At 70.9% G+C, this 18,755-nt stretch carries 14 protein-coding genes; 4 read left to right on the forward strand and 10 right to left on the reverse strand.

Annotated features, from left to right (window positions below):
* Nucleotides 1-9: 9 nt before the first annotated feature.
* From J2S43_RS20670 to J2S43_RS20695, 6 genes are all read right to left on the reverse strand, one after another.
* Nucleotides 10-789, reverse strand: a complete 780-nt coding sequence (locus J2S43_RS20670) for a prepilin peptidase (protein WP_306831628.1) — start codon at nt 787-789, stop codon at nt 10-12.
* Nucleotides 790-883: 94 nt separating this feature from the next.
* Nucleotides 884-1,384, reverse strand: a complete 501-nt coding sequence (locus J2S43_RS20675; protein ID WP_306831630.1) for a type II secretion system protein — start codon at nt 1,382-1,384, stop codon at nt 884-886.
* Between the two features lie 86 nt (nt 1,385-1,470).
* The gene (locus J2S43_RS20680; protein WP_306831632.1) at nt 1,471-2,706 is read right to left on the reverse strand and encodes a type II secretion system F family protein; all 1,236 of its coding nucleotides are present in this window, start codon (nt 2,704-2,706) and stop codon (nt 1,471-1,473) included.
* 4 nt (nt 2,707-2,710) lie between these two features.
* Nucleotides 2,711-3,832 (reverse strand): type IV pilus twitching motility protein PilT, encoded by a 1,122-nt coding sequence (locus J2S43_RS20685; RefSeq protein WP_306831634.1) that lies wholly within the window; start codon nt 3,830-3,832, stop codon nt 2,711-2,713.
* Nucleotides 3,833-4,024: 192 nt separating this feature from the next.
* Nucleotides 4,025-5,695: a GspE/PulE family protein gene (locus J2S43_RS20690; RefSeq protein WP_306831636.1), complete on the reverse strand. Its 1,671-nt coding sequence runs from the start codon at nt 5,693-5,695 to the stop codon at nt 4,025-4,027.
* Nucleotides 5,696-5,735: 40 nt separating this feature from the next.
* Nucleotides 5,736-7,985, reverse strand: a complete 2,250-nt coding sequence (locus tag J2S43_RS20695; RefSeq protein ID WP_306831638.1) for a putative bifunctional diguanylate cyclase/phosphodiesterase — start codon at nt 7,983-7,985, stop codon at nt 5,736-5,738.
* A 182-nt stretch (nt 7,986-8,167) separates the two neighbouring features.
* Between J2S43_RS20695 and J2S43_RS20700 the strand changes: the two genes are divergently transcribed.
* Entirely contained in the window at nt 8,168-9,520 is a 1,353-nt protein-coding gene (locus tag J2S43_RS20700) for an FAD-dependent oxidoreductase (protein WP_306831640.1), read from the forward strand.
* A 49-nt stretch (nt 9,521-9,569) separates the two neighbouring features.
* On the opposite strand, the gene J2S43_RS20705 is transcribed toward J2S43_RS20700, so the two are convergent.
* Nucleotides 9,570-9,854 (reverse strand): adhesin, encoded by a 285-nt coding sequence (locus tag J2S43_RS20705; protein ID WP_306831642.1) that lies wholly within the window; start codon nt 9,852-9,854, stop codon nt 9,570-9,572.
* Between the two features lie 191 nt (nt 9,855-10,045).
* Between J2S43_RS20705 and J2S43_RS20710 the strand changes: the two genes are divergently transcribed.
* Nucleotides 10,046-12,406, forward strand: coding sequence for a putative bifunctional diguanylate cyclase/phosphodiesterase (locus J2S43_RS20710; RefSeq protein ID WP_306831643.1), 2,361 nt, complete (start codon nt 10,046-10,048; stop codon nt 12,404-12,406).
* Nucleotides 12,407-13,428: 1,022 nt separating this feature from the next.
* Entirely contained in the window at nt 13,429-13,908 is a 480-nt protein-coding gene (locus tag J2S43_RS20715) for a hypothetical protein (protein ID WP_306831645.1), read from the forward strand.
* On the opposite strand, the gene J2S43_RS20720 is transcribed toward J2S43_RS20715, so the two are convergent.
* From J2S43_RS20720 to J2S43_RS20730, 3 genes are read right to left on the reverse strand one after another with little or no spacing between them, the layout of a single operon-like run.
* Nucleotides 13,905-15,587 (reverse strand): ABC transporter substrate-binding protein, encoded by a 1,683-nt coding sequence (locus J2S43_RS20720; RefSeq protein ID WP_306831647.1) that lies wholly within the window; start codon nt 15,585-15,587, stop codon nt 13,905-13,907. The two genes, J2S43_RS20715 and J2S43_RS20720, sit on opposite strands and share 4 nt — an antisense overlap.
* 19 nt (nt 15,588-15,606) lie before the next feature.
* Nucleotides 15,607-16,569 carry an ABC transporter permease gene (locus J2S43_RS20725; RefSeq protein ID WP_306831648.1) on the reverse strand — a complete coding sequence of 321 codons (963 nt, stop codon included), beginning with the start codon at nt 16,567-16,569 and terminating at the stop codon, nt 15,607-15,609.
* Entirely contained in the window at nt 16,566-17,465 is a 900-nt protein-coding gene (locus J2S43_RS20730) for an ABC transporter permease (RefSeq protein WP_306831650.1), read from the reverse strand. The genes J2S43_RS20725 and J2S43_RS20730 overlap by 4 nt, the downstream gene beginning before the upstream one ends.
* 206 nt (nt 17,466-17,671) lie before the next feature.
* Between J2S43_RS20730 and J2S43_RS20735 the strand changes: the two genes are divergently transcribed.
* Nucleotides 17,672-18,664, forward strand: a complete 993-nt coding sequence (locus J2S43_RS20735) for an ArsR/SmtB family transcription factor (RefSeq protein ID WP_306831652.1) — start codon at nt 17,672-17,674, stop codon at nt 18,662-18,664.
* The last annotated feature ends 91 nt before the right edge of the window (nt 18,665-18,755 follow it).

The raw sequence follows: 18,755 nt of genomic DNA on the forward strand, positions 1-18,755 counted from the left end.
CGGGTGAGGTCAGGCAGTGGGGAGCAGCGAGAGGTACCAGCCGGCGACCGGACCGGCAGCGAAGATCGCGAGAAACGCGCCGAGCAGCATGTACGGGCCGAACGGCACCTGGGACTTGCCGGTGGCGCGGCGCGAGGCCAGCAGCGCGATCCCGGCCAGGCCGCCGAGCAGGAAGCCGGCGAAGGCACCGACGAGGACCGCGTCCCAGCCGAGCCAGCCCAGGTAGAGCCCGAGGAGACCGGCGAGCTTGACGTCGCCGAAGCCCATGCCGCCCCGGTAGACGTGCGCGAGTCCGAGGTAGAACAGGTAGAGCACGGCCATCGCGGCGAGCGCGCGCAGCGCGTGCCCCCAGCCGGCGGTCAGCACCGCGGGCGCCAGGAGCACCAGGCCGACGAGGTAGGAGGGCAGCACGATCGCGTCCGGCAGGCGCTTGACGTCCAGGTCGATGAGCGCCAGCGCGATCGCGATCGCGGCCAGGTAGAGGTAGGCGGGCAGCTCCGGCGTCCACCCGAAGCGGGCGGTGATCGCGACGAAGAGCAACGCGGTGCCGGCCTCGACCAGCGGGTAACGCGCGCTGATCGGCGCGGCGCAGCTGTGGCACCGCCCGCGCAGCGCCAGCCAGCTGACCACCGGCACGTTGTGCCGGGGGCGGATGGCGTCGCCGCAGCCGGGGCAGGCCGACCCGGGGTGCACCAGCGACTCGCCGCGCGGCACCCGGTGGATCACGACGTTCAGGAAGGAGCCGATCGCGAGGCCGAGCACGGCGGCCAGTACCAGCAGTGGAGTCATCGATGGCCGTTCCTTCCTCGGTTCGCGGGACTGTGGTGACGGATGCGCGAGCGGGGCAGCGACGGGTTGCGCCGCTGCCCCGCCCGGCGGAGCACTACGTGGTGGCGGGGGTTGTGACGGCGCTGTTCGTGATGCAGGCGTCCATGGTGGTAGCCGCGGACTGCTTCACCGATCCACCGACCGAGTTGTCGTAGACGAAGTACTTCTGACCGTCGGCGTTGAAACCGCAGATGACGTAGGTCGTGGCGGTCTTCCGCTCGTACCGCAGCGTGTTGCCGTCCGACAGGGTGGCCTTCTGCGGGCTGGTGCCGCCGGTGATGTTGAGGGTCAGCGCGGTGGGCGCGGTGACGGCCGCGGCACTGTCCGGGTACTTGTTGCCGTTCTCGGTGTAGAACGTCTCCACCGCGCTGATCGCGGCGCGCACGTCGGACTGGGCCGACTTGTTCGACGCGCCCTTGCGGTAGTTCAGGTACACCGGGACGGCGATCGCGACCAGGATGCCGATGATCACCACGACCACCAGCAGCTCGATCAGGGTGAAGCCCTTGTCGCTCTCGGCCCGCTTCCTCTGGGACTTGGCGATGAGGTGCTGCATGAGTGCCTCCTGTGGCGCTCAGGGGAGAGGAACTCTGTCGTCCTCGACCGGTGTGTTGCGGGGTACTTGCAATGGAGTTGCGTATTTCAGGAGGTGCCGCCGATGTTCTGGTAGACCGTGAACATCGGCAGGTAGAGGCAGACGACCATCGATCCGACCGTGATGCCCATGAAGAGCACCATCAGAGGCTCGATCGAGGCGGTCAGGCTTTCGGCCGCCGTGTCGACCTCGCGGTCATAAAAGTCGGCAATCTTTCCGAGCATCTGACTGATTTGGCCACTCTCTTCGCCGACCTCGATCATCTGTGTGACCATCTGCGGAAAGACGGAGTGCTTGGCGAGCGGCGAGGACATCGGCTGGCCGTCCCGGATCGAGTCCTGGACGTCCTTCATGGCGTGCGCGATCACGGCGTTGCCGGTGGTGGCGCCGACCACGTCGAGCGCCTGCAGCATGGGTACGCCGGAGGACAGCAGCGTGCCGAGGTTCCGGGAGAACCGGCTGATCGCGATCTTCCGCTGCAGGCTGCCGAAGACCGGCAGCCGCAGTTTCGCGCGGTCGAACCAGAGCCGGAACTCGGGGCTGCGCCGCAGCCCCTGCTGGACCCCGATCGTGCCGCCGATCACGAGCACCAGGAACAACGGTGCGGACCAGGGCAGGCTGTGGCTCGCGTTGACGATGATCTTGGTAGGCAACGGCAGGTCGCCGCCGAGGTCCCGGAACATCTTCTCGAAGACCGGCACGATGAACTTCAGGACGCCGGCGATCAGGACGAAGCTGAAGCCCAGCACGATGGCCGGGTACGTCAGCGCACTCTTGATCTTCCCGCGCAGGACCGCGTCCTTCTCGAAGTTGACCGCGATCCGCTCCAGCGCCTGGTCCATGAAGCCGCCGGCCTCGCCGGCGCGGATCATCGCGATCATGAGCGTCGGGAAGATCCGGTCGTGCCGGCCCATGGCCGCGGAGAGCGCCACACCCGCCGAGACGTCACTGCGGATCTCGCCGAGCGCCTTGCGCAGCGGCGCCTTGGCCGTCTGGTCCTCCAGCACCGCCAGCGTGCGCAGCAGCGACATGCCGGACGCGGTCAGCGTCGCGAACTGACGGGAGAACACGGACAGGTCCTTGAGCGTCACCCGGCCGCTCAGGCCGGGGATGCTCAGCTCCTTCTGGAGCCCCTGGCCGGCCTCCGCGATGGAGAGCGGCACGATGCCGCGCTGGCGCAGCAGCTGGGCCGCCGCCGCCTCGTTGGAGGCGTCGATCTTGCCCTTGCTGCGTTTGCCGGTGGCGTCGACGCTGCTGTAGTCGAAGGTTCTCGTGGCTGCCACGACGTCACATCCGTCCGGTGAGGCGGCGGAGTTCCTCCGCCGAATGGCAGAGGTCGAGGGCCTGCTCGATCGTGATCACCTGATGCCGTACCCGGTCGGCCAGGTGCTGGTCGAACGACAACATGCCGTCGGCGCTGCCGGCCTGCATGAAGGACGGGATCTGGTGGGTCTTGCCCTCGCGGATCAGCGACCGGATGGCCGGCGTCGCCGTCATGATCTCGGTGATGATGGTCCGGCCGGTGCCGTCCGCCCGGGCGCACAGCGCCTGGGTGACCACGCCCTGCAGGGCCATCGACAGCTGCGCGCGGATCTGCTGCTGCTGGTGCGGCGGGAAGATGTCGATGATGCGGTCGATGGTCTGGGTGGCGCTCTGCGTGTGCAGCGTCGCCAGCACCAGGTGACCGGTCTCGGCCGCGGTCAGCGCGGTCTGCGTGGTCTCCAGGTCGCGGAGCTCACCCACCAGGATGATGTCCGGATCCTGCCGCAGCGCGTGCTTCAGCGCGGTCGAGAAGTCCTTCGTGTCCGCACCCACCTCGCGCTGGTTGACCAGGCTCTTCTTGTGCGGGTGCAGGAACTCGATCGGGTCCTCGATCGTCACGATGTGCGACGAGCGGGTCCGGTTGGCGAGGTCGAGCAGCGCGGCGAGCGTGGTCGTCTTGCCGGAGCCGGTCGGGCCGGTGACCAGCACCAGCCCGCGGTGCAGCGACGCGAAACGGCCGACCGCGTCCGGCACGCCCAGCTCGTCCAGCGGGCGGATCCGCTGCGCGATGGCCCGGAAGGCCGCGCCGACCGAGCCGCGCTGCTGGTACAGGTTGACCCGGAACCGCCCGATGTGCGGCACGCTGTACGCGAAGTCCAGCTCGCTGCTGTCCCGGAAGGCCTCCCACTGGGTGTCGCTGGTGGCCGCCCGGGCCAGCATCGCCACGTCGATCTGACTCATCCGCTCGTAGTCGGGCAGGTAACTGAGCGCACCGTGCACCCGGATCGTCGGTGGGGCACCGACGGTCAGGTGCAGATCCGAGCCCTGCGCCTCGATCAGCGACTGAAGCATGGCGTCCAGGGAATCCCGGTTGTCATTCCGGTCACCGCCCGCCACCAGGTCGTCGAGCGTCTGCTCTACGATCACCGCGGCTCCTTCGGGGTCGAACGGGGGGCCCGCCTCTCAGCGGGATACCGATGACTTCGGCAGAAGGCCTGCGGACCTTAGGCACCGACCCCGGCGATCCCAGCGGTTCCGGCGCCCCGCGGCCCCGGGCGGCTCCGGGCGCGTCACGCCCGATATGTCGGATGCACCGCTCCACCGGCGCCGGCTGCGAGGTCAGATGGCGACACGGAGAACCTCGGAGATGGAGGTCTGGCCGTTGGCAGCCTTGAGAAGGCCGTCGATGCGGAGGTCGAACATGCCCTGGGCCTGGGCCACGGCGTGGATGTCGCTGGCCGGGGCGCGCTTGACCGCGAGCTTCTCGATCTCCTCGGTGACCGGCATGACCTCGTGGACCGCGAGCCTGCCCTTGTAACCGGTGCCGGCGCAACTTCGGCAGCCGACCGGTTTCCACAGCTGGGCGGGCGGGTCCCACTGGTCGAAGGGCCACCGGGCCGCCTGGAGTTCGGCGTCGGGCGGGTAGTACTCGGTCTTGCACCAGTCGCAGAGGCGGCGGGCGAGGCGCTGGGCGAGTACGCAGTCGACGGAGGAGCCGACCAGGAACGGCTCGATGCCCATCTCGGTGAGGCGGACGATGGCGCTGGGCGCATCGTTGGTGTGCAGCGTGGAGAGCACGAGGTGGCCGGTGAGCGCGGCCTCGACCGCGAACTGCGCGGTGATCGGGTCGCGGATCTCACCGATGAGCACGACGTCCGGGTCGGAGCGCAGGATGGCCGGGAGCACGGCCGCGAACGTCAGGCCGGCCTTGACGTTGACCTGGACCTGGTTGATGCCGGGCAGCCGGTACTCCACCGGGTCCTCGACCGTGATGATGTTGACGGTCGGCTTGCTGATCTTCGCGAGCGTGGCGTACAGCGTGGTGGATTTTCCGGAACCGGTCGGGCCGGTGACCAGGAGCATGCCGTGCGGCTTGCCGAACGACGCGGAGAAGCGCTCGTAGTTGTCCTCGGTGAAGCCGAATCCGGCCAGGTCGAGGTTGATGCCGCCGGTGTCGAGCACGCGGAGGACGATCTTCTCGCCCCAGACCGTGGGAAGCGTGGCGGCGCGCAGGTCGACCTTGCGGTTGCTGAGCTGCATCGTGATCCGGCCGTTCTGCGGGATGCGACGCTCGGTGATGTCGACGTTCGACATGATCTTCAACCGGGAGATCAGCGCGCTCTGCACGGCCTGCGGCACGGTGTCGACCTCGTGCAGCACGCCGTCGATGCGGTAGCGGACCCGCAGGTCGGTCTCGCTGGGTTCGAGGTGCAGGTCGGACGCGCGGTTCTGGATGGCCTGTTCGATCAGCGAGTTGACGTACCGGACGATCGGCGCGTCCTCGTCACCCTGGGTAACCGCGGTCATCGACGAGGGCTGCTCGAGGCGCAGCGACTCGGCCATGTCGCCGAGCTCGCTCCCCTCGCGCTGCAGCTTCTCAATGATCTTGCGGACCTCGGTGCGCGCGACCACGACCGGCCGGATGACCATGCCGGTGGCGGCGCGCACGTCGTCCAGCGCGACCACGTCGGCCGGGTCGGTGACGCCGACCGTGAGCTCGTCGCCCTCGATCGTGATGCCGATGACGCGGTGCCGCTGGACCACCGACAGCGGGATCTTCTGCAGCGCCGCCTGCTCGATCGGGTAGCCGACCAGGTCCACGGTCTGGACGCCGTAGGCGTCGGCCGCGGCGGCGGTCAGCTCCTGCTCGGTGACGATCTGGTCGTTGATCAGCACCGCGCGCATCGAGCGCCCGCTGCGCTCCGCCTCCACCGCGGCGTAGTCGACCATCTGCGGGTCGACGCCACGCCGCTTGAGCGCGTCCATCAGCGGACGGAAGGTCTGGTCCATCGGAGCCCTCATCGGCCGCGGACGGCCCGGCCTGAGGTGTTTACTCCGTTATGGGGTCAGCTAGCCCTGTGGGGCGTGAGCGGATCAACGGCATGATCTCGTCGGCCGCGACCGGGCGGGCGAAGAGGTAACCCTGGCCGTACTCGCAGCCCAGCTCGCGCAGCGTTGACCACTGGTCGGCGGTCTCGATGCCCTCGGCCACGGTCTGCAGCCGCAGCGTGCGGCCGAGCTGCACGACCGCCTCGGCGAGCGTGGCGTCCCCGGAGTCCGCGGTGATCCCGTCCACGAACGAACGGTCGATCTTGAGGATGTCGACCGGGAACCGCTTGAGGTAGCTGAGCGAGGAGTAACCGGTGCCGAAGTCGTCGACCGCGAGCCGCACTCCAAGAGCTTTCAGGGCCTCGAGGGTACGGACGGTCGCCTCGGTGTCCTTCATCAGCAGCGACTCGGTGATCTCCAGAACCAGTTTGCCGGCCGGCACGCCGGTGCGCTCGATGATGCCCGCGACCTCGGCCACCAGCCCGGAGTGCTGGAACTGCCGGGGCGAGAGGTTCACGCTCATCCGCAGCCGCGCCGCCTCCGGGTACTCCGCGGTCCACGCGGCGAGCTGCCGGCAGGCCTGGTCGAGCACCCAGCGGCCGAGCGGCACGATCAACCCGGTCGCCTCCGCCAGCGGGATGAACGTGAGCGGCCCGACCAGCCCGGCCTCCGGGTGGTTCCACCGCACCAGCGCCTCGAAACCGATCAGCTCGCGCGCGGGCAGATCCACGATCGGCTGGTAGTGCACCACGAACTGCTCCTCGAGCAGCGCGCGCTCCAGCGCGGCCCGCTGCTCCGCCTCGGCCAGCACGTCCGCGTGCCGGGCCGGGTCGAAGACCTGGTAGCCGTCCCGGCCGGCCGCCTTCGCCGCGTACATCGCCAGGTCGGCGTCGCGCAGCAGCTCGTCGGCTTCGCCCAGGTCGTGCGTGCCCGCCTTGATCACTGAGATGCCGATGCTGGCGGTGCAGATGACGTCGCGGACGCCGAGCGTGACCGGCTCGCGGACCGCGCGGACCAGCCGGTCGGCCAGCTCGGCCGCCTCGATCTCGGTCAGGTCCTCGACCAGCACCGCGAACTCGTCGCCACCGAGCCGGGCCAGCGTGTCCGCCGGGCGCAGCTGGGCGGAGAGCCGCTGCGCGATGACGCGCAGCAACTGATCGCCGGCGGTGTGCCCGAGACCGTCGTTGACCAGCTTGAAGTCGTCCAGGTCGATCAGCATGAGGGTGATCCGGCCGGACTCGCGGCGGTGCCGCGCGGCCGCGTGGGTGACCCGGTCGCGGAAGAGCGCGCGGTTCGGCAGCCCGGTCAGCGAGTCGGTGAACGCCTGCCGGGTCAGCTCCGCCTCCATGTACTTGCGCGCACCCACGTCGCGGATGCTGAGCACGGCCGCCCTGAGGTTCGGGTCGCGGAGCCGGTTGACGCCGATCGCCTCCGCGTAGACCCAGGTGCCGTCGCCGTGCCGCAGCCGCACCTCGATCCGGCCGGTGTGCCCGGGCTCGGCCGCGAACAGCGCGGCCATGAACTCGCGTGCCAGCGGCAGGTCCTCCGGGTGGGTCATCTGGCTGAGCCGCTCGCCGGTCAGCCAGGCCGGGTCACGGCCGAGCAGCTCACGGGCGGACGGGCTGGCGTACGTGACCTCGCCGTCCGCGCCGACGGCCAGCACCAGGTCGGACGCGTTCTCCAGCAGCGCCTCGGTGCGGCCCTCCGCGGCCGTGCGGCGCGCGTCCTGGCGCAGCCGGCTCTGCGCGGTCAACACGGACGTGGCGACCACCGCGACCAGCACCGCGACCAGGCCGACAACCATGGTCGGCTCGGCCTCGGGCCGCCCGTATGCGAGCGTCAGGAACGCGCCGGTGGAGAGCGCGCCGAGCGTGAGCACCGCACTCGGCGGGTAGAGCACGGCCGCGGTCACCATGATCACCATGGCACCGGCCGGGAAGATCGCAAGCGCGGCCTCGTCACCCCGGGCGAACAGGTAGAGCAGTGGCATTTCGAGCAGCCACCACGCGAACAGCAGCTCGCGGGCGTACCGGCGGCGGACTATCCGGGCCCAGGGCAGGCCGAGCAGCCCGATCTGGACGAGCGCGGCCGCGCCGGTCACGAAGACCAGCCAGTGCGCGGGCTCGGGCCAGTCCAGGTAGACCCGCACCGCGCCCACCGCCGAGATCACGATGGCGATCCAGCAGCCCATCCGGATCTGCCGGGTCCAGTGCTCGACCTGGTAATCGTCGTCGATGGACTCGAACCTCATGGCCGCCTCGTTCGGCGTACCGTCCCGCGAACTGAGCAGAAACGCAGTGGCAACCCAGCGCTCTGAGCTGCTGAAACGGGCCAACATGATCAGGCTCACACCCGTCGGTGCGGGGTCTGCGACTAAGGCTGACCTAACCTGGGCGGTCAGACTTACGCGCGAGCGAGCGAGGGATTTACACCATGGAGGAGCAGCGCCCACTGCGGGTCGCCGTCATCGGCGCCGGTCCGGCCGGCATCTACGCGGCCGACATCCTGTCGAAGAACCACCCGACAGCGACCGTCGACGTCTTTGACCGGCTGCCCACGCCGTACGGCCTGATCCGTTACGGTGTCGCCCCCGACCACCCGCGGATCAAAGAGATCATCAACGCCCTGCACAAGGTGCTGGACAACCCGCGGATCCGGTTCATCGGCAACGTCGACTACGGCGTGGACGTCAAGCTGGAGGAGCTGCGCCCGTTCTACGACGCGCTGATCTTCGCGACCGGCGCGGACAAGGACCGGGTGCTGCACATCCCGGGCGTCGACCTGCCCGGCAGCTACGGCGCCGCGGACTTCGTCAGCTGGTACGACGGCCACCCGGACGTGCCGCGCGAGTGGCCGCTGACCGCCACCAGGGTCGCCGTGATCGGCGCCGGCAACGTGGCCGTCGACGTCGCCCGGGTGCTCGCCAAGACCGCGGACGAGCTGCTCGAGACCGAGATCCCGGAGAACGTCTACCAGGGCCTGCTGGCCAGCCCGGTGACGGACGTGCACCTGTTCTCCCGGCGTGGCCCGGCGCAGGTCAAGTTCACGCCGATGGAGCTGCGCGAGCTGGACCACTCCCCCAACGTCGACGTGATCGTGCACCCCGAGGGCATCGAGTTCGACGAGGGCAGCCTCGAGGAGATGCGCAAGACCCGGCACGTCAAGATGTGCGTGGACATCCTGCAGAACTGGGCGATGCGCGACCCGCGCGAGGATCGCAAGCGCCGCCTGCACCTGCACTTCCTGCAGGCGCCGGCCGAGATCCTGGGCGACGCCGAGACCGGCGTGACCGGGCTGCGCACCGAGACGCAGGAACTGACCGGCGACGGCAACGTGCGCGGCACCGGCGAGTTCACCGACTGGGACGTGCAGGCGGTCTACCGGGCCATCGGCTACCTCAGCCGGCCGCTGGCCGACCTGCCGTTCGACACCCGCACCGGCACGGTCCCGCACGACGCCGGCCGGGTCCTGGACCTGGACGGCAACCACATCTCCGGCGTGTACGTCACGGGCTGGATCAAGCGCGGCCCGGTCGGCCTGATCGGCCACACCAAGGGCGACGCGAACGAGACCATCCAGAGCCTGCTGGTGGACGAGCTGCCGGAGGCGACGCTGCGCGAACAGGACGCGGTCGTCGCGTACCTGTCGCGCAAGGGCGTCCGGCACACCAGCTGGGCCGGCTGGCAGCTGCTGGACGCGCACGAGATCAGCCTGGGCGAGCCGCACGGCCGCAAGCGGATCAAGGTCGTCCCGCGCGACGAGATGATCACCCTCAGCGGCCACTGAGCATCGACGTGACGTGGGCCGGGTTTCGGGGAAACCCGGCCCACGTGCGTCATCGCGGCTGGTCGGCCATCACGAAGTCGAAGTCGCCGTCCTCCGTCATCGTGGCGTCCAGCGCCTTGTCGTCCAGCGCCTGCAACGCCACCGGGCAGAGGAACAGGTACGCGCCGCCCGCCTGCAGCACCGTGTCGCCCCGGCTCGGCCGCGGCGACAACCCGACGGTCAGCTCGCCGGCCCGCGGGTCGGCCGCGATCCGCAGCCCCGCACCGTCCGGTGCCCGCTCGCGCTCCGCGAGCCGGCGGATCACCTTCGCCGCGTTCCCGGTCACCATGAACATCGCTGTACTCCACTCCTCGGGTTCTGGGGTTCGAGGAGACAACGCACGGGACCGCGCCGGGGTCACCTTTCCGGCATCATGTTCGCCATGACGCTGATCCCCCGACGAGCGCGGTGCCCGGCATCAGCGTGGGCGACCCGCAGATCGCTACGCGCCGCCACCACACGTTCGCCGCGGCGGTGAACTGAACCTTGGCGCAGTCCGGCCGGCGCACGCTCGTGCCGTACCTCTGGCTCAACCTGACCCTGGCCGTCGCCGCCGCGCTATGGCTGGCCGCGCATCTCACGCTCGTCCCGGACGGCCCGGTCGCCCCCGGTTACGCGATCGGCCTCTGCGCGATCGCGATCACCGCCGTGCCGCTCGGCCGCGTCGGCTCGTTCCCCGACCTCAGCCCGGACGCCCGCCGCTTCTGGCGCGGCCTGCGCATCACCGCGGTGCTGACCACGGCCGGGTGGGCGATCGCGGTCGTGCTGATCGTGCTCACACCGCCGCCGCCCGGCACCGCGCCCCGGCTCCCGCCGCTCGCCACCGGGCCGATCGTCGCCGGCGTGCTCGCGTTCCTGACCGTGGTGCTGCTGCTGCCGCTCGGCACCCAGAGCCGCGCCGCCCGCCTGCGGTACGCGCTGGACAGCACCACCGCGGTGCTGGCCGGCTCGATGTTCGTCTGGCACTTCGTGGTCGAGCCGCTGTTCCTCGAGGACGGCCCGATCAGCGACATCGCGCTGCTGGCCATCGCGGTCGCGTGCCTGCTCGCCGGCTCCGTCCTGACCCGGCTGCTGCTCGGCGGCCACAGCCCGGTCGACCGGATCGCGATGTACCTCGTCTCCGGCTCCGGCCTGCTCGGCGCCGGCGCCGGCTTCGTCACGCTCACCTACGGGGAGCAGGGCAAACTCGGTGCGGCCGTGCTGGCGGTGCCGGTCACCGCGCTGATCATGACGGGCGCGGCGATCCGGCAGGCGTACGCGCCGGACGGTTCCACCCCGGCCCGCGAGCCCGGCCGCGTGCCGTTCGTTGTCTTCCCGTACGTCGCGGTCGCCGCCGTGAACGGCCTGCTCCTGCTGGTCGCGCACCAGGATGCGAGCGCGGACCGGCAGGTGCGGACGGTGGTCGCCGCGGCCGTCGCCACCACCGGGCTGGTGGTGCTGCGGCAGATCACCGTGCTGCGGGAGAACACCCGGCTGGTGGCGCACCTGCGCGCACAGGAGATGCGGCTGCAGCGCGAAGCCACCCACGACGCACTGACCGGGCTGGCCAACCGGGCGCTGTTCGGCTCGCACCTGCACGCCGCGGTTCCCGGCGACGACGTGCCGACCGTGCTGCTCATCGACCTCGACGACTTCAAGACGGTCAACGACACGCTCGGGCACGCGGTCGGCGACCGGCTGCTGCAGGCAGTCGCGATCGCTCTCCGCCAGGCCGCGGGCGACCGCGGCCTGCCGGTGCGGCTCGGCGGCGACGAGTTCGCGGTCCTGCTCACCGGGCCGGCTCCCGCCCCGAGCTCGGCCGGCCTCGGGGATGAGGTGGCCAAGCGGCTGCTCGCGGCGCTGGACCGGCCGTTGCTGGCCGGTGGGCACTGGCTGCTGGCGCACGTCAGCATCGGCGCCGCCACCGCCCGCCCCGGCGACCGGGCCGAAGACGTGCTCCGCAACGCGGACGTCGCCATGTACGCCGCCAAGATCCGCGGCAAGGCCCGCTACGTCCGCTACACCGACGGGATGGAACAGCCGGTCCTCGCCCAGATGCAGACCGGCGGAGAACTGCGGCGGGCACTCGACGAGAACGAGCTGGTGCTCTTCTACCAGCCGATCGTCGACCTGGAGAGCGGCCGCACCATCGGCGTCGAGGCGCTGGTGCGGTGGCGCCACCCCAGCCGCGGGCTCCTGCTGCCGGGCGAGTTCATCCCCGCGGCCGAACGCACCGGCCTGATCGTGCCACTCGGCCGCTGGGCCCTCCGCGAGGCATGCCGGCAGATGATCGCCTGGAGCGCCGCGCTCGGGGACGCCGCGCCCCACAAGGTCGGGGTGAACGTCTCCGCGCACCAACTCCAGGACCCGTCGTTCCCGGTCGAGGTCACGGCCGCGCTCGCGGACTCCGGGCTCACCGCCGACCGCCTCGTCCTCGAACTGACCGAATCCGCCGCCCTCCGCGGCACCGCCACAACGGCCACGCTGCACGCACTCCATGATCTCGGCGTCAAACTCGCGCTCGACGACTTCGGCACCGGCGAGTCCTCCCTCAGCCTGCTGTTCGCCTTCCCGGTGGCGATCCTCAAACTCGACCGATCGTTCGTGACCGGCATCGAACTCGACACCCCCGCGGGTCTACCCGACGAGGCCCGGCTGGCCGTTCCTCGCGCCGTCCAGCAGATGGCCGACGCCCTGCGACTGGACACGGTCGCGGAAGGCATCGAGAACCCGGCCCAGGCGCTCCGCCTCCGGCAACTGGGGTACACGACGGCGCAGGGCTTCCACCTGTCCCGCCCACTGGCTCCGGAAGCCCTGGCCATCTCCCTGTCGCGAGCCGCAGCACCGGTGGGGCAGCAGCCGGCCTGAGCGCGGGTCTTGAGCGCGGGTCTTGAGCGCGGGTCTTGAGCCGAGCGCCGCTCGGTCTGCGGCGCGGCGCCCGTCGACTGGCTTCAACGGCAGGCTGCACCAGAGCCGCAGCCTGCTCGACCTCGCGGCCCGCAGCCTGCTCGACCTCGCGGCCCGCGGCCTGCTCGACCTCGCGGCCCGCGGCCTGCCCGACTTCACAGCCCGCGACCTGCCCGACTTCACAGCCCGCGACCTGCCCGACTTCACAGCCCGCGACCTGCCCGACTTCACAGCCCGCGACCTGCCCGACTTCACAGCCCGCGACCGTTCGGGCGCTGCGCGCCCGACATTTCGCCTTATTGGGGGCGTTGGGCTTTTTGGCTGCGGTGTAGGGCGCCTCCGGCGGGTCTCGGGCTCCGGGGAGGGCCTGCTTCCCGTCTGGCCGCGGGTTGGGTTGGCCCGGTCGTGTTGGCGTGGTGGTGGTGGGGTGGGGTGTCGTGTGCCTGGCTGCCCCGTCTGCCGTCGTCCAGGCGAAGCCGAGCAGATCTTCGGCAGGGCCGCCAGCTTGGGTCGGCATGGTCGGCGGCGGGGCGCCGTCCTTGCCGGGGCTGCGGTGTCGTGGTGGGTGGCGGCCCTGCCGAAGATCTGCACCCCAAGGATGGTCGACGGCAGACGGGGCAGCCAGGCGGTGACGGTCCGCGCGGTGCGCATGAAGAAGATCAGGGCCGGCCTTATGGCCGTGAGGGCTGGTGCGCGCGGATATCGGTCGGCGCGATACGACGGGTGGCGACGCGGCTACTCGGCGTGCCGGATCATGCGCTGAAGTTGATCACGTGTCGCAAATCGTTGTTAAGAGCGCCGGATAACAACGATTTGCGACACGTGATCGTTAAGGGCGGCTTGCCGTCGCCGCCTTTCTGATGATATTTCGGATATAAGCCCCGCGCCGCACCCCGCCGACGATCCCACGGGCGCGGGCTTTCCTTCACGCGGCGTCCTCGTTCGCGCGGCTGCGGCTGCGGCTACGGCTGCGGCTGCGGCTGGTGTTGGGGCTGCGGCTGGGGTTGGGGCTGCGGCTGGGGTTGGGGCTGGGGCTGGGGCTGCGGTTGGGGCTGGGGCTGCGGTTGGGGTTGGGGCTGGGGCTGGGGCTGGGGCTGGGGCTGCGGCTGGGGCTGCGGCTGGGGCTGCGGCTGGGGCTGCGGCTGGGGCTGCGGCTGGGGCTGCGGCTGGGGCTGCGGCTGGGGCTGCGGCTGGGGCTGCGGCTGCGGCTGGGGCTGCGGCTGGGGCTGCGGCTGGGGCTGCGGCTGGGGCTGCGGCTGGGGCTGGGGCTGGGGCTGGGGCTGGGGCTGGGGCTGGGGCTGGGGCTGGGGCTGGGGCTGGGGCTGCGGCTGGGGTTGGGGCTGCGGCTGGGGCTGGGGCTGGGGGCGGGTGGCCTCACGACGGGATCATGCCTGATCGCCCGGAGTGAGGCCGCCCGGCCTCGGATTCCATCCCACGCGTCAGAAAGCAGAAAGGGACTCTAGCCCCGCACAAACGCATTGACGAAAGCGGGAGAGCCGAAGACCCCGTCGACAAAGAGCCCTCCCAACCGCGGGCCCCGCACCGTACAGGTCATTTCGACGTACAGAGGAACAGCCGGCGCGTACTCCCGCATGATCTTCTCGTCCAGCGCCGCCCACTCATTTCCCTGCGCATCCAGGGGCAACGCCAGGATCCGGTCGAACTCCGCGTCCAATGCCCGCGAATCGAGATAGGACGTCCCGTTGTTACCTCCCGACGCCTTGATTCCCCGCCCGTCGTAGAGGGCCGGCAGCACAGCAGCCCCGCTGGGCCAGTCCGGCGCCCAGTAGTCCGGATACAGGTCCCAGGAATTGTCGGCCCGCTGGATCTCGTGCAGGAAGTCATCCGCCGCGACCGGCTTCGTCAGGATTTTGAAACCCGCCTTACGCAGGCTGTTCGCCAGCGCTGTTCCCTGGATCTGGCCTTCCGCGTCGTCCGGGTACGCCAGCACCAACTCCGGCACGTTCGCGCCCAGCGACGGCAGTGCCGGGTAGGCGTTGTAGTCGTGCCAGCCGATGGTGCTCGGTGGCAGCAGCGTGGTGACCGGGCGGGCGACGGCGGCGCCGCCGAGCGCCTTGACCAGTTCCTCGCGGTTGATGGCGGCGTTCAGTGCGCGCCGGACCGCGAGGTCGGTGACGCGGCGGGTGTTGATGTTCAGGACGCTGTGCCGTGGCGTGAGCGAGCGGAGCAGGCTGTCGCCGGTGACCTTCGGGATGAGCGACGGTGGGATGCCGTCGTAGGAGACCGCGGCCGCGTCTGCGCCCTGAGCTGCCAGGATGCGGTTGGTCTGGGTGACCGGGTCGGCGCCGAAGGCCAGCGTGAAACGGTCGGGGTAGGCGTGCCGGACCGCGTCGGTGGTGGCGTCCCACTGGGGGTTGCGGACCAGCCGGAGCTCGGTGTCGCCGGTGCGGCCCTCGATGAGGTACGGGCCGGTCGCGATCGGCTTCCTGTCGTAGTCGAGGCCGGTGTCGGCGGCGGCCGGGACCGGTGCGGTGGCGGGCAGCGCGGCGGCGAACGGCAGGTCGCAGTGCGGCTTGGGGAAGGTCAGCCGCAGCGTACGGTCGTCCGGGACCTCGACGCCGGGAGGAAGCGCTGTCCTGTCGGCGGCGAAGTCGTACACCTTGTCGTATTGCGGGGTGTCGGCCAGCCACTCCTGGAGGTAGGTGGGACCGCCGGCGAGCGTCAGGTCGAACGAACGGGCGATGCCGTAGGCGACGTCGCGCGCGGTGACCGGGGCGCCGGTCTCGAAGCGGACGTTCTCCTTGAGCCGGAACTCCCAGGTGCGGCAGTCGCGGTTCACGTCGGTGCCGGGCGTCTCCGCGAGGTCGCCGACCAGCGTGAGCTTGCCGTTGCCGTCGTCGGCGTAGGTGGTGAGCCGCCGGGCGTACAGCTGGGAGACGCTCAGGCCCATGAACGAGTAGATCCGTTGCGGGTCCAGCCGGGCCAGCGCGGTCTCCCGGAAGATGGTGACGGTGCCGCCGGATGTGGCGCCGGGGACCTCCGGGGCCGGGCCGCGGGAGGCCGCCGGATCGGTGGCGATCACGCCGGTGTTCTGCCGGATCTCCTCCTCGGGCGGCGTACCGCCGTCGCGGGGGTTGTCGGTGCAGGCCGCACAGGCCGTCAGGACCAGTGCGAGGGTCACCGCTCTCCTCATCGATCTCCTATCTGCGCAAACGGGGGTCGATCACGGCCTGGAGGCCGTCGACGATCGTGTTGGCGCCGATCACGAACACGGCGCCGAGCAGGACGGCGCCGAGCACGACCGGCAGGTCGTCCGTGCGTACCGCCTCGATCACGGTCCGGCCCAGGCCGTTCAGGCCGAACGTGATCTCGGTGATGACGGTGCCGCCGAGCGCGGCACCGACGTCGAGCGCGGCCAGCGTGGCCAGCGGGCCGGCGGAGGCGCGCAGTGCGTGCCGGCCGACGACCGCCCGCCCGGTCAGGCCCTTGGCCTCGGCGGTGCGCACGAAATCGGTGCCCAGCGCGTCGCCGACCTGGGCGCGGGCCAGCCGGGTGTAGCCGGGCGCGAGCATCGCGCCGAGCGTCACCCAGGGCAGCAGCAGACCGGACGCCCATTGTGCCGGGTCGTCGCTCGGCGCGGTCCAGCCGGGTTGCGGGAGCGCGGCCGTGCCGTACACCAGGATGAGTAGCAGCACCGCGCCGACCAGGTAGAGCGGCAGTGCGAGCCCGGCCAGCGACAGCGCGCCGATCAGCCGGTCCGCGGCCGAGCGGGGGCGGGCGGCCGCGACCGTGCCGAGCAGCACGCCGGACGTCACCCACAGCACCGCGGCGGGCAGCACCACGCTCGCGGTCACCGGAAGCGCACGGGCCAGCATCGCGCTGACCTGCTCACCGGTCACATACGACCGCCCGAGGCACGGGGCCGCACAACCGTCCTCACCGGTGAACAACCGAGAGGCGAAAGACAGATACTGCACGGGTACGGGTTCGGACAGTCCCCACTCCTCGCGGATGCGTTCCAGGCGGGCGGTGTCGCAGTTCTTCGGGCACATCGCGGCGGCCGGGTCCCTCGGGACCGCGAACAGCAGCAGGAACGCGAGCACGCTCACGCCGGCCAGCGTCAGCAGTCCGAGCGCGCACCGGCGCAGCAGCCGGCCGATCACCGGCCCGGTCCCGGGTCGAACGCCCGCCGTACCGACTCGCCCAACGCGGTGAACACGAACACCATGCAGACCAGGGCCAGGCCGGGGAACAGCACGTACGCCGGGTCGGTCTGCAGGTAGCCGAGGCTGCGCTGGATCGTCCGCCCGAGGTCCGGCGTCGGCTCCAGCACGCCCAGGCCGAGGAAGCTCAGCGCCGCAGCCGCGGACGTGAACATGGGCAGCAGCAGCGACCCACCGGCGACGATCGGCGGGCCGAGGTGCGGCAGTACCTCGCGGCGCAGGATCCGGCCGGGCCCGGCGCCGAGCGCGATCGCCGCGGTCACGAAGTCCCGTTCGCGCAGCGCGCGGACCTGGGTGCGGACCAGCCGGGCCACGCCGGTCCAGCCGAGCACCGCGAACAGGCCGACCAGCGTGACCATCCGGAACCAGCCCGGCACCGCGTCCCGGGGCCCGTAGAACGCCAGCTCCAGCGGGCGGATCACCGCGATCGCGCAGAGCAGCAGCGGCAACGCGATCGCCACGTCGGTGACCCAGGTGAGCAGCGCGTCGACCCAGCCACCGAACAGGCCGGCCAGCCCGCCGACCACGGTGCCGAGGAGCGTGGCCAGCAGCACGGCCGGGCCGACGACGGCCAGCGACGTACGCATGCCGTAGATGGTCTGGATCAGCAGGTCACGGCCGAGCCCCGGCTCCAGGCCGAGCCAGTGCACAGTGGACACTCCACCGGCGACGCCGTACGGCATACCGTACGCGTCGAGGTCGTCGGCGAACGTGTCCTGCGGCCCGGTGCCGTAGACCGCGGCGATCAGCGGGGCCGCGACCGCGACCGCGGTGAGCAGCAGGGCACCGGCACCGGCGACCAGGACGGACCGGAATCGCCGGAGCCGAAACGACATGCCTGCCATCAAATCGACCTGGATCGTGCAAATCAAGTCCGTATTTCGATTCTGCTCGAAGGTCCATGGCCCACAGGTCCGGCTGCCATCACTCTAGGTGCGGGACGGCGGCTGACGGGGGGTCGCCGTCCCCTTTAAACTTCAGGAGTACCGCGCCGGCGGGAAGTCGCCGGCGCCCCGCCGACCCCTGTGTGGACACTCAGACAATGGGCACACTGTCGATCCACTTCACCTCCGAGGACGTGGCCCGCACCCGCGTCGCCCGGCGCCCCGACCCACTCTGGGAGATCGTCTGCAGCCTGCACCGGCTGCAGACCCGGCGCGGCTACGCGGCGTACGAGGGCTGGCACCGCCAGGTGCGCCTCGACCTGAGCCAGCACAACATGACCGGCCTGCTCCGCAGCACGCTGCTGCCGATCTCGCCGCTCGGCCGCTACTTCCCCGACTTCCTCACCCCCGGCGACGTCTCGTCGCTCGACCAGGGCATCGACACGATCCAGCACACGGACGCCGCCCGGGTCACCGAGGAGATCCGGATGATCCCGGACCCGGCCGGCGCGGACATCTGGCTCGACGACCTCGCCTCCGGCCGCCCGCAGGCCATGCACGCCCTCGGCGACGGCATGCGCCGCTACTTCGAGGTCGCGGTCGCCCCGTACTGGACCGAGATCTCCGGCGCGGTCGCCGACGACCGCGCCCTCCGCGGCACCCTGATGCTCGACCACGGCGCCGGCCACCTCCTCGACGACCTCGGCCCCCGCTGCGAGTGGAACGCGCCCGTCCTGCAGATCCACGGCTACCCGATGGACCGCGACATGCACCTCGACGGCCGTGGCCTGCTGCTCGTCCCGTCCTACTTCTGCTGGCAGGACCCCATCGCACTCGCCAACCCCGAACTCCCCCCGATGCTCGTCTACCCTGCCCACCGCCAGCGCCCCGCCGCGACCGTGGGCACGCCGGACGGCAGCCGGCGGCTGGGCCCACTGATCGGCACCACCCGGCTCGAGGTCCTGCGCGCGGTCACGGTCGCGGCCACCACCGGGGAGATATCCCGGCGAGTCGGCATATCTCCGGCCACGGCAAGCCATCACGCGACGGTGCTGCGGGAGGCCGGACTCATCACCAGCCGACGGCACGCGAATCTGGTGCTGCATCAGATAACGGAGATCGGGCGAGCACTGCTCGAAGAGCCCGTTTGAGGGCTTGATATTCCCGCTTCCGGCGTGGGCGCTATGGGCTTGCTCCCGCGGGCTCCTGTCCCGTCGTGGGCTGATCTCCTAAGTTCGACCG

Origin of the sequence: Catenuloplanes nepalensis (assembly GCF_030811575.1) — a bacterium.
GTDB classification, from domain to species: domain Bacteria; phylum Actinomycetota; class Actinomycetes; order Mycobacteriales; family Micromonosporaceae; genus Catenuloplanes; species Catenuloplanes nepalensis.

What these genes read in the sequence shown, in the direction of transcription:
- J2S43_RS20670 (WP_306831628.1), bottom strand. Translation starts at nt 789, where the DNA reads ATGACTCCACTGCTGGTACTGGCCGCCGTGCTCGGCCTCGCGATCGGC.
- J2S43_RS20675 (WP_306831630.1), bottom strand. Translation starts at nt 1,384, where the DNA reads ATGCAGCACCTCATCGCCAAGTCCCAGAGGAAGCGGGCCGAGAGCGAC.
- J2S43_RS20690 (WP_306831636.1), bottom strand. Translation starts at nt 5,695, where the DNA reads ATGGACCAGACCTTCCGTCCGCTGATGGACGCGCTCAAGCGGCGTGGC.
- J2S43_RS20695 (WP_306831638.1), bottom strand. Translation starts at nt 7,985, where the DNA reads ATGAGGTTCGAGTCCATCGACGACGATTACCAGGTCGAGCACTGGACC.
- J2S43_RS20700 (WP_306831640.1), top strand. Translation starts at nt 8,168, where the DNA reads ATGGAGGAGCAGCGCCCACTGCGGGTCGCCGTCATCGGCGCCGGTCCG.
- J2S43_RS20705 (WP_306831642.1), bottom strand. Translation starts at nt 9,854, where the DNA reads ATGTTCATGGTGACCGGGAACGCGGCGAAGGTGATCCGCCGGCTCGCG.
- J2S43_RS20730 (WP_306831650.1), bottom strand. Translation starts at nt 17,465, where the DNA reads ATGTCGTTTCGGCTCCGGCGATTCCGGTCCGTCCTGGTCGCCGGTGCC.
- J2S43_RS20735 (WP_306831652.1), top strand. Translation starts at nt 17,672, where the DNA reads ATGGGCACACTGTCGATCCACTTCACCTCCGAGGACGTGGCCCGCACC.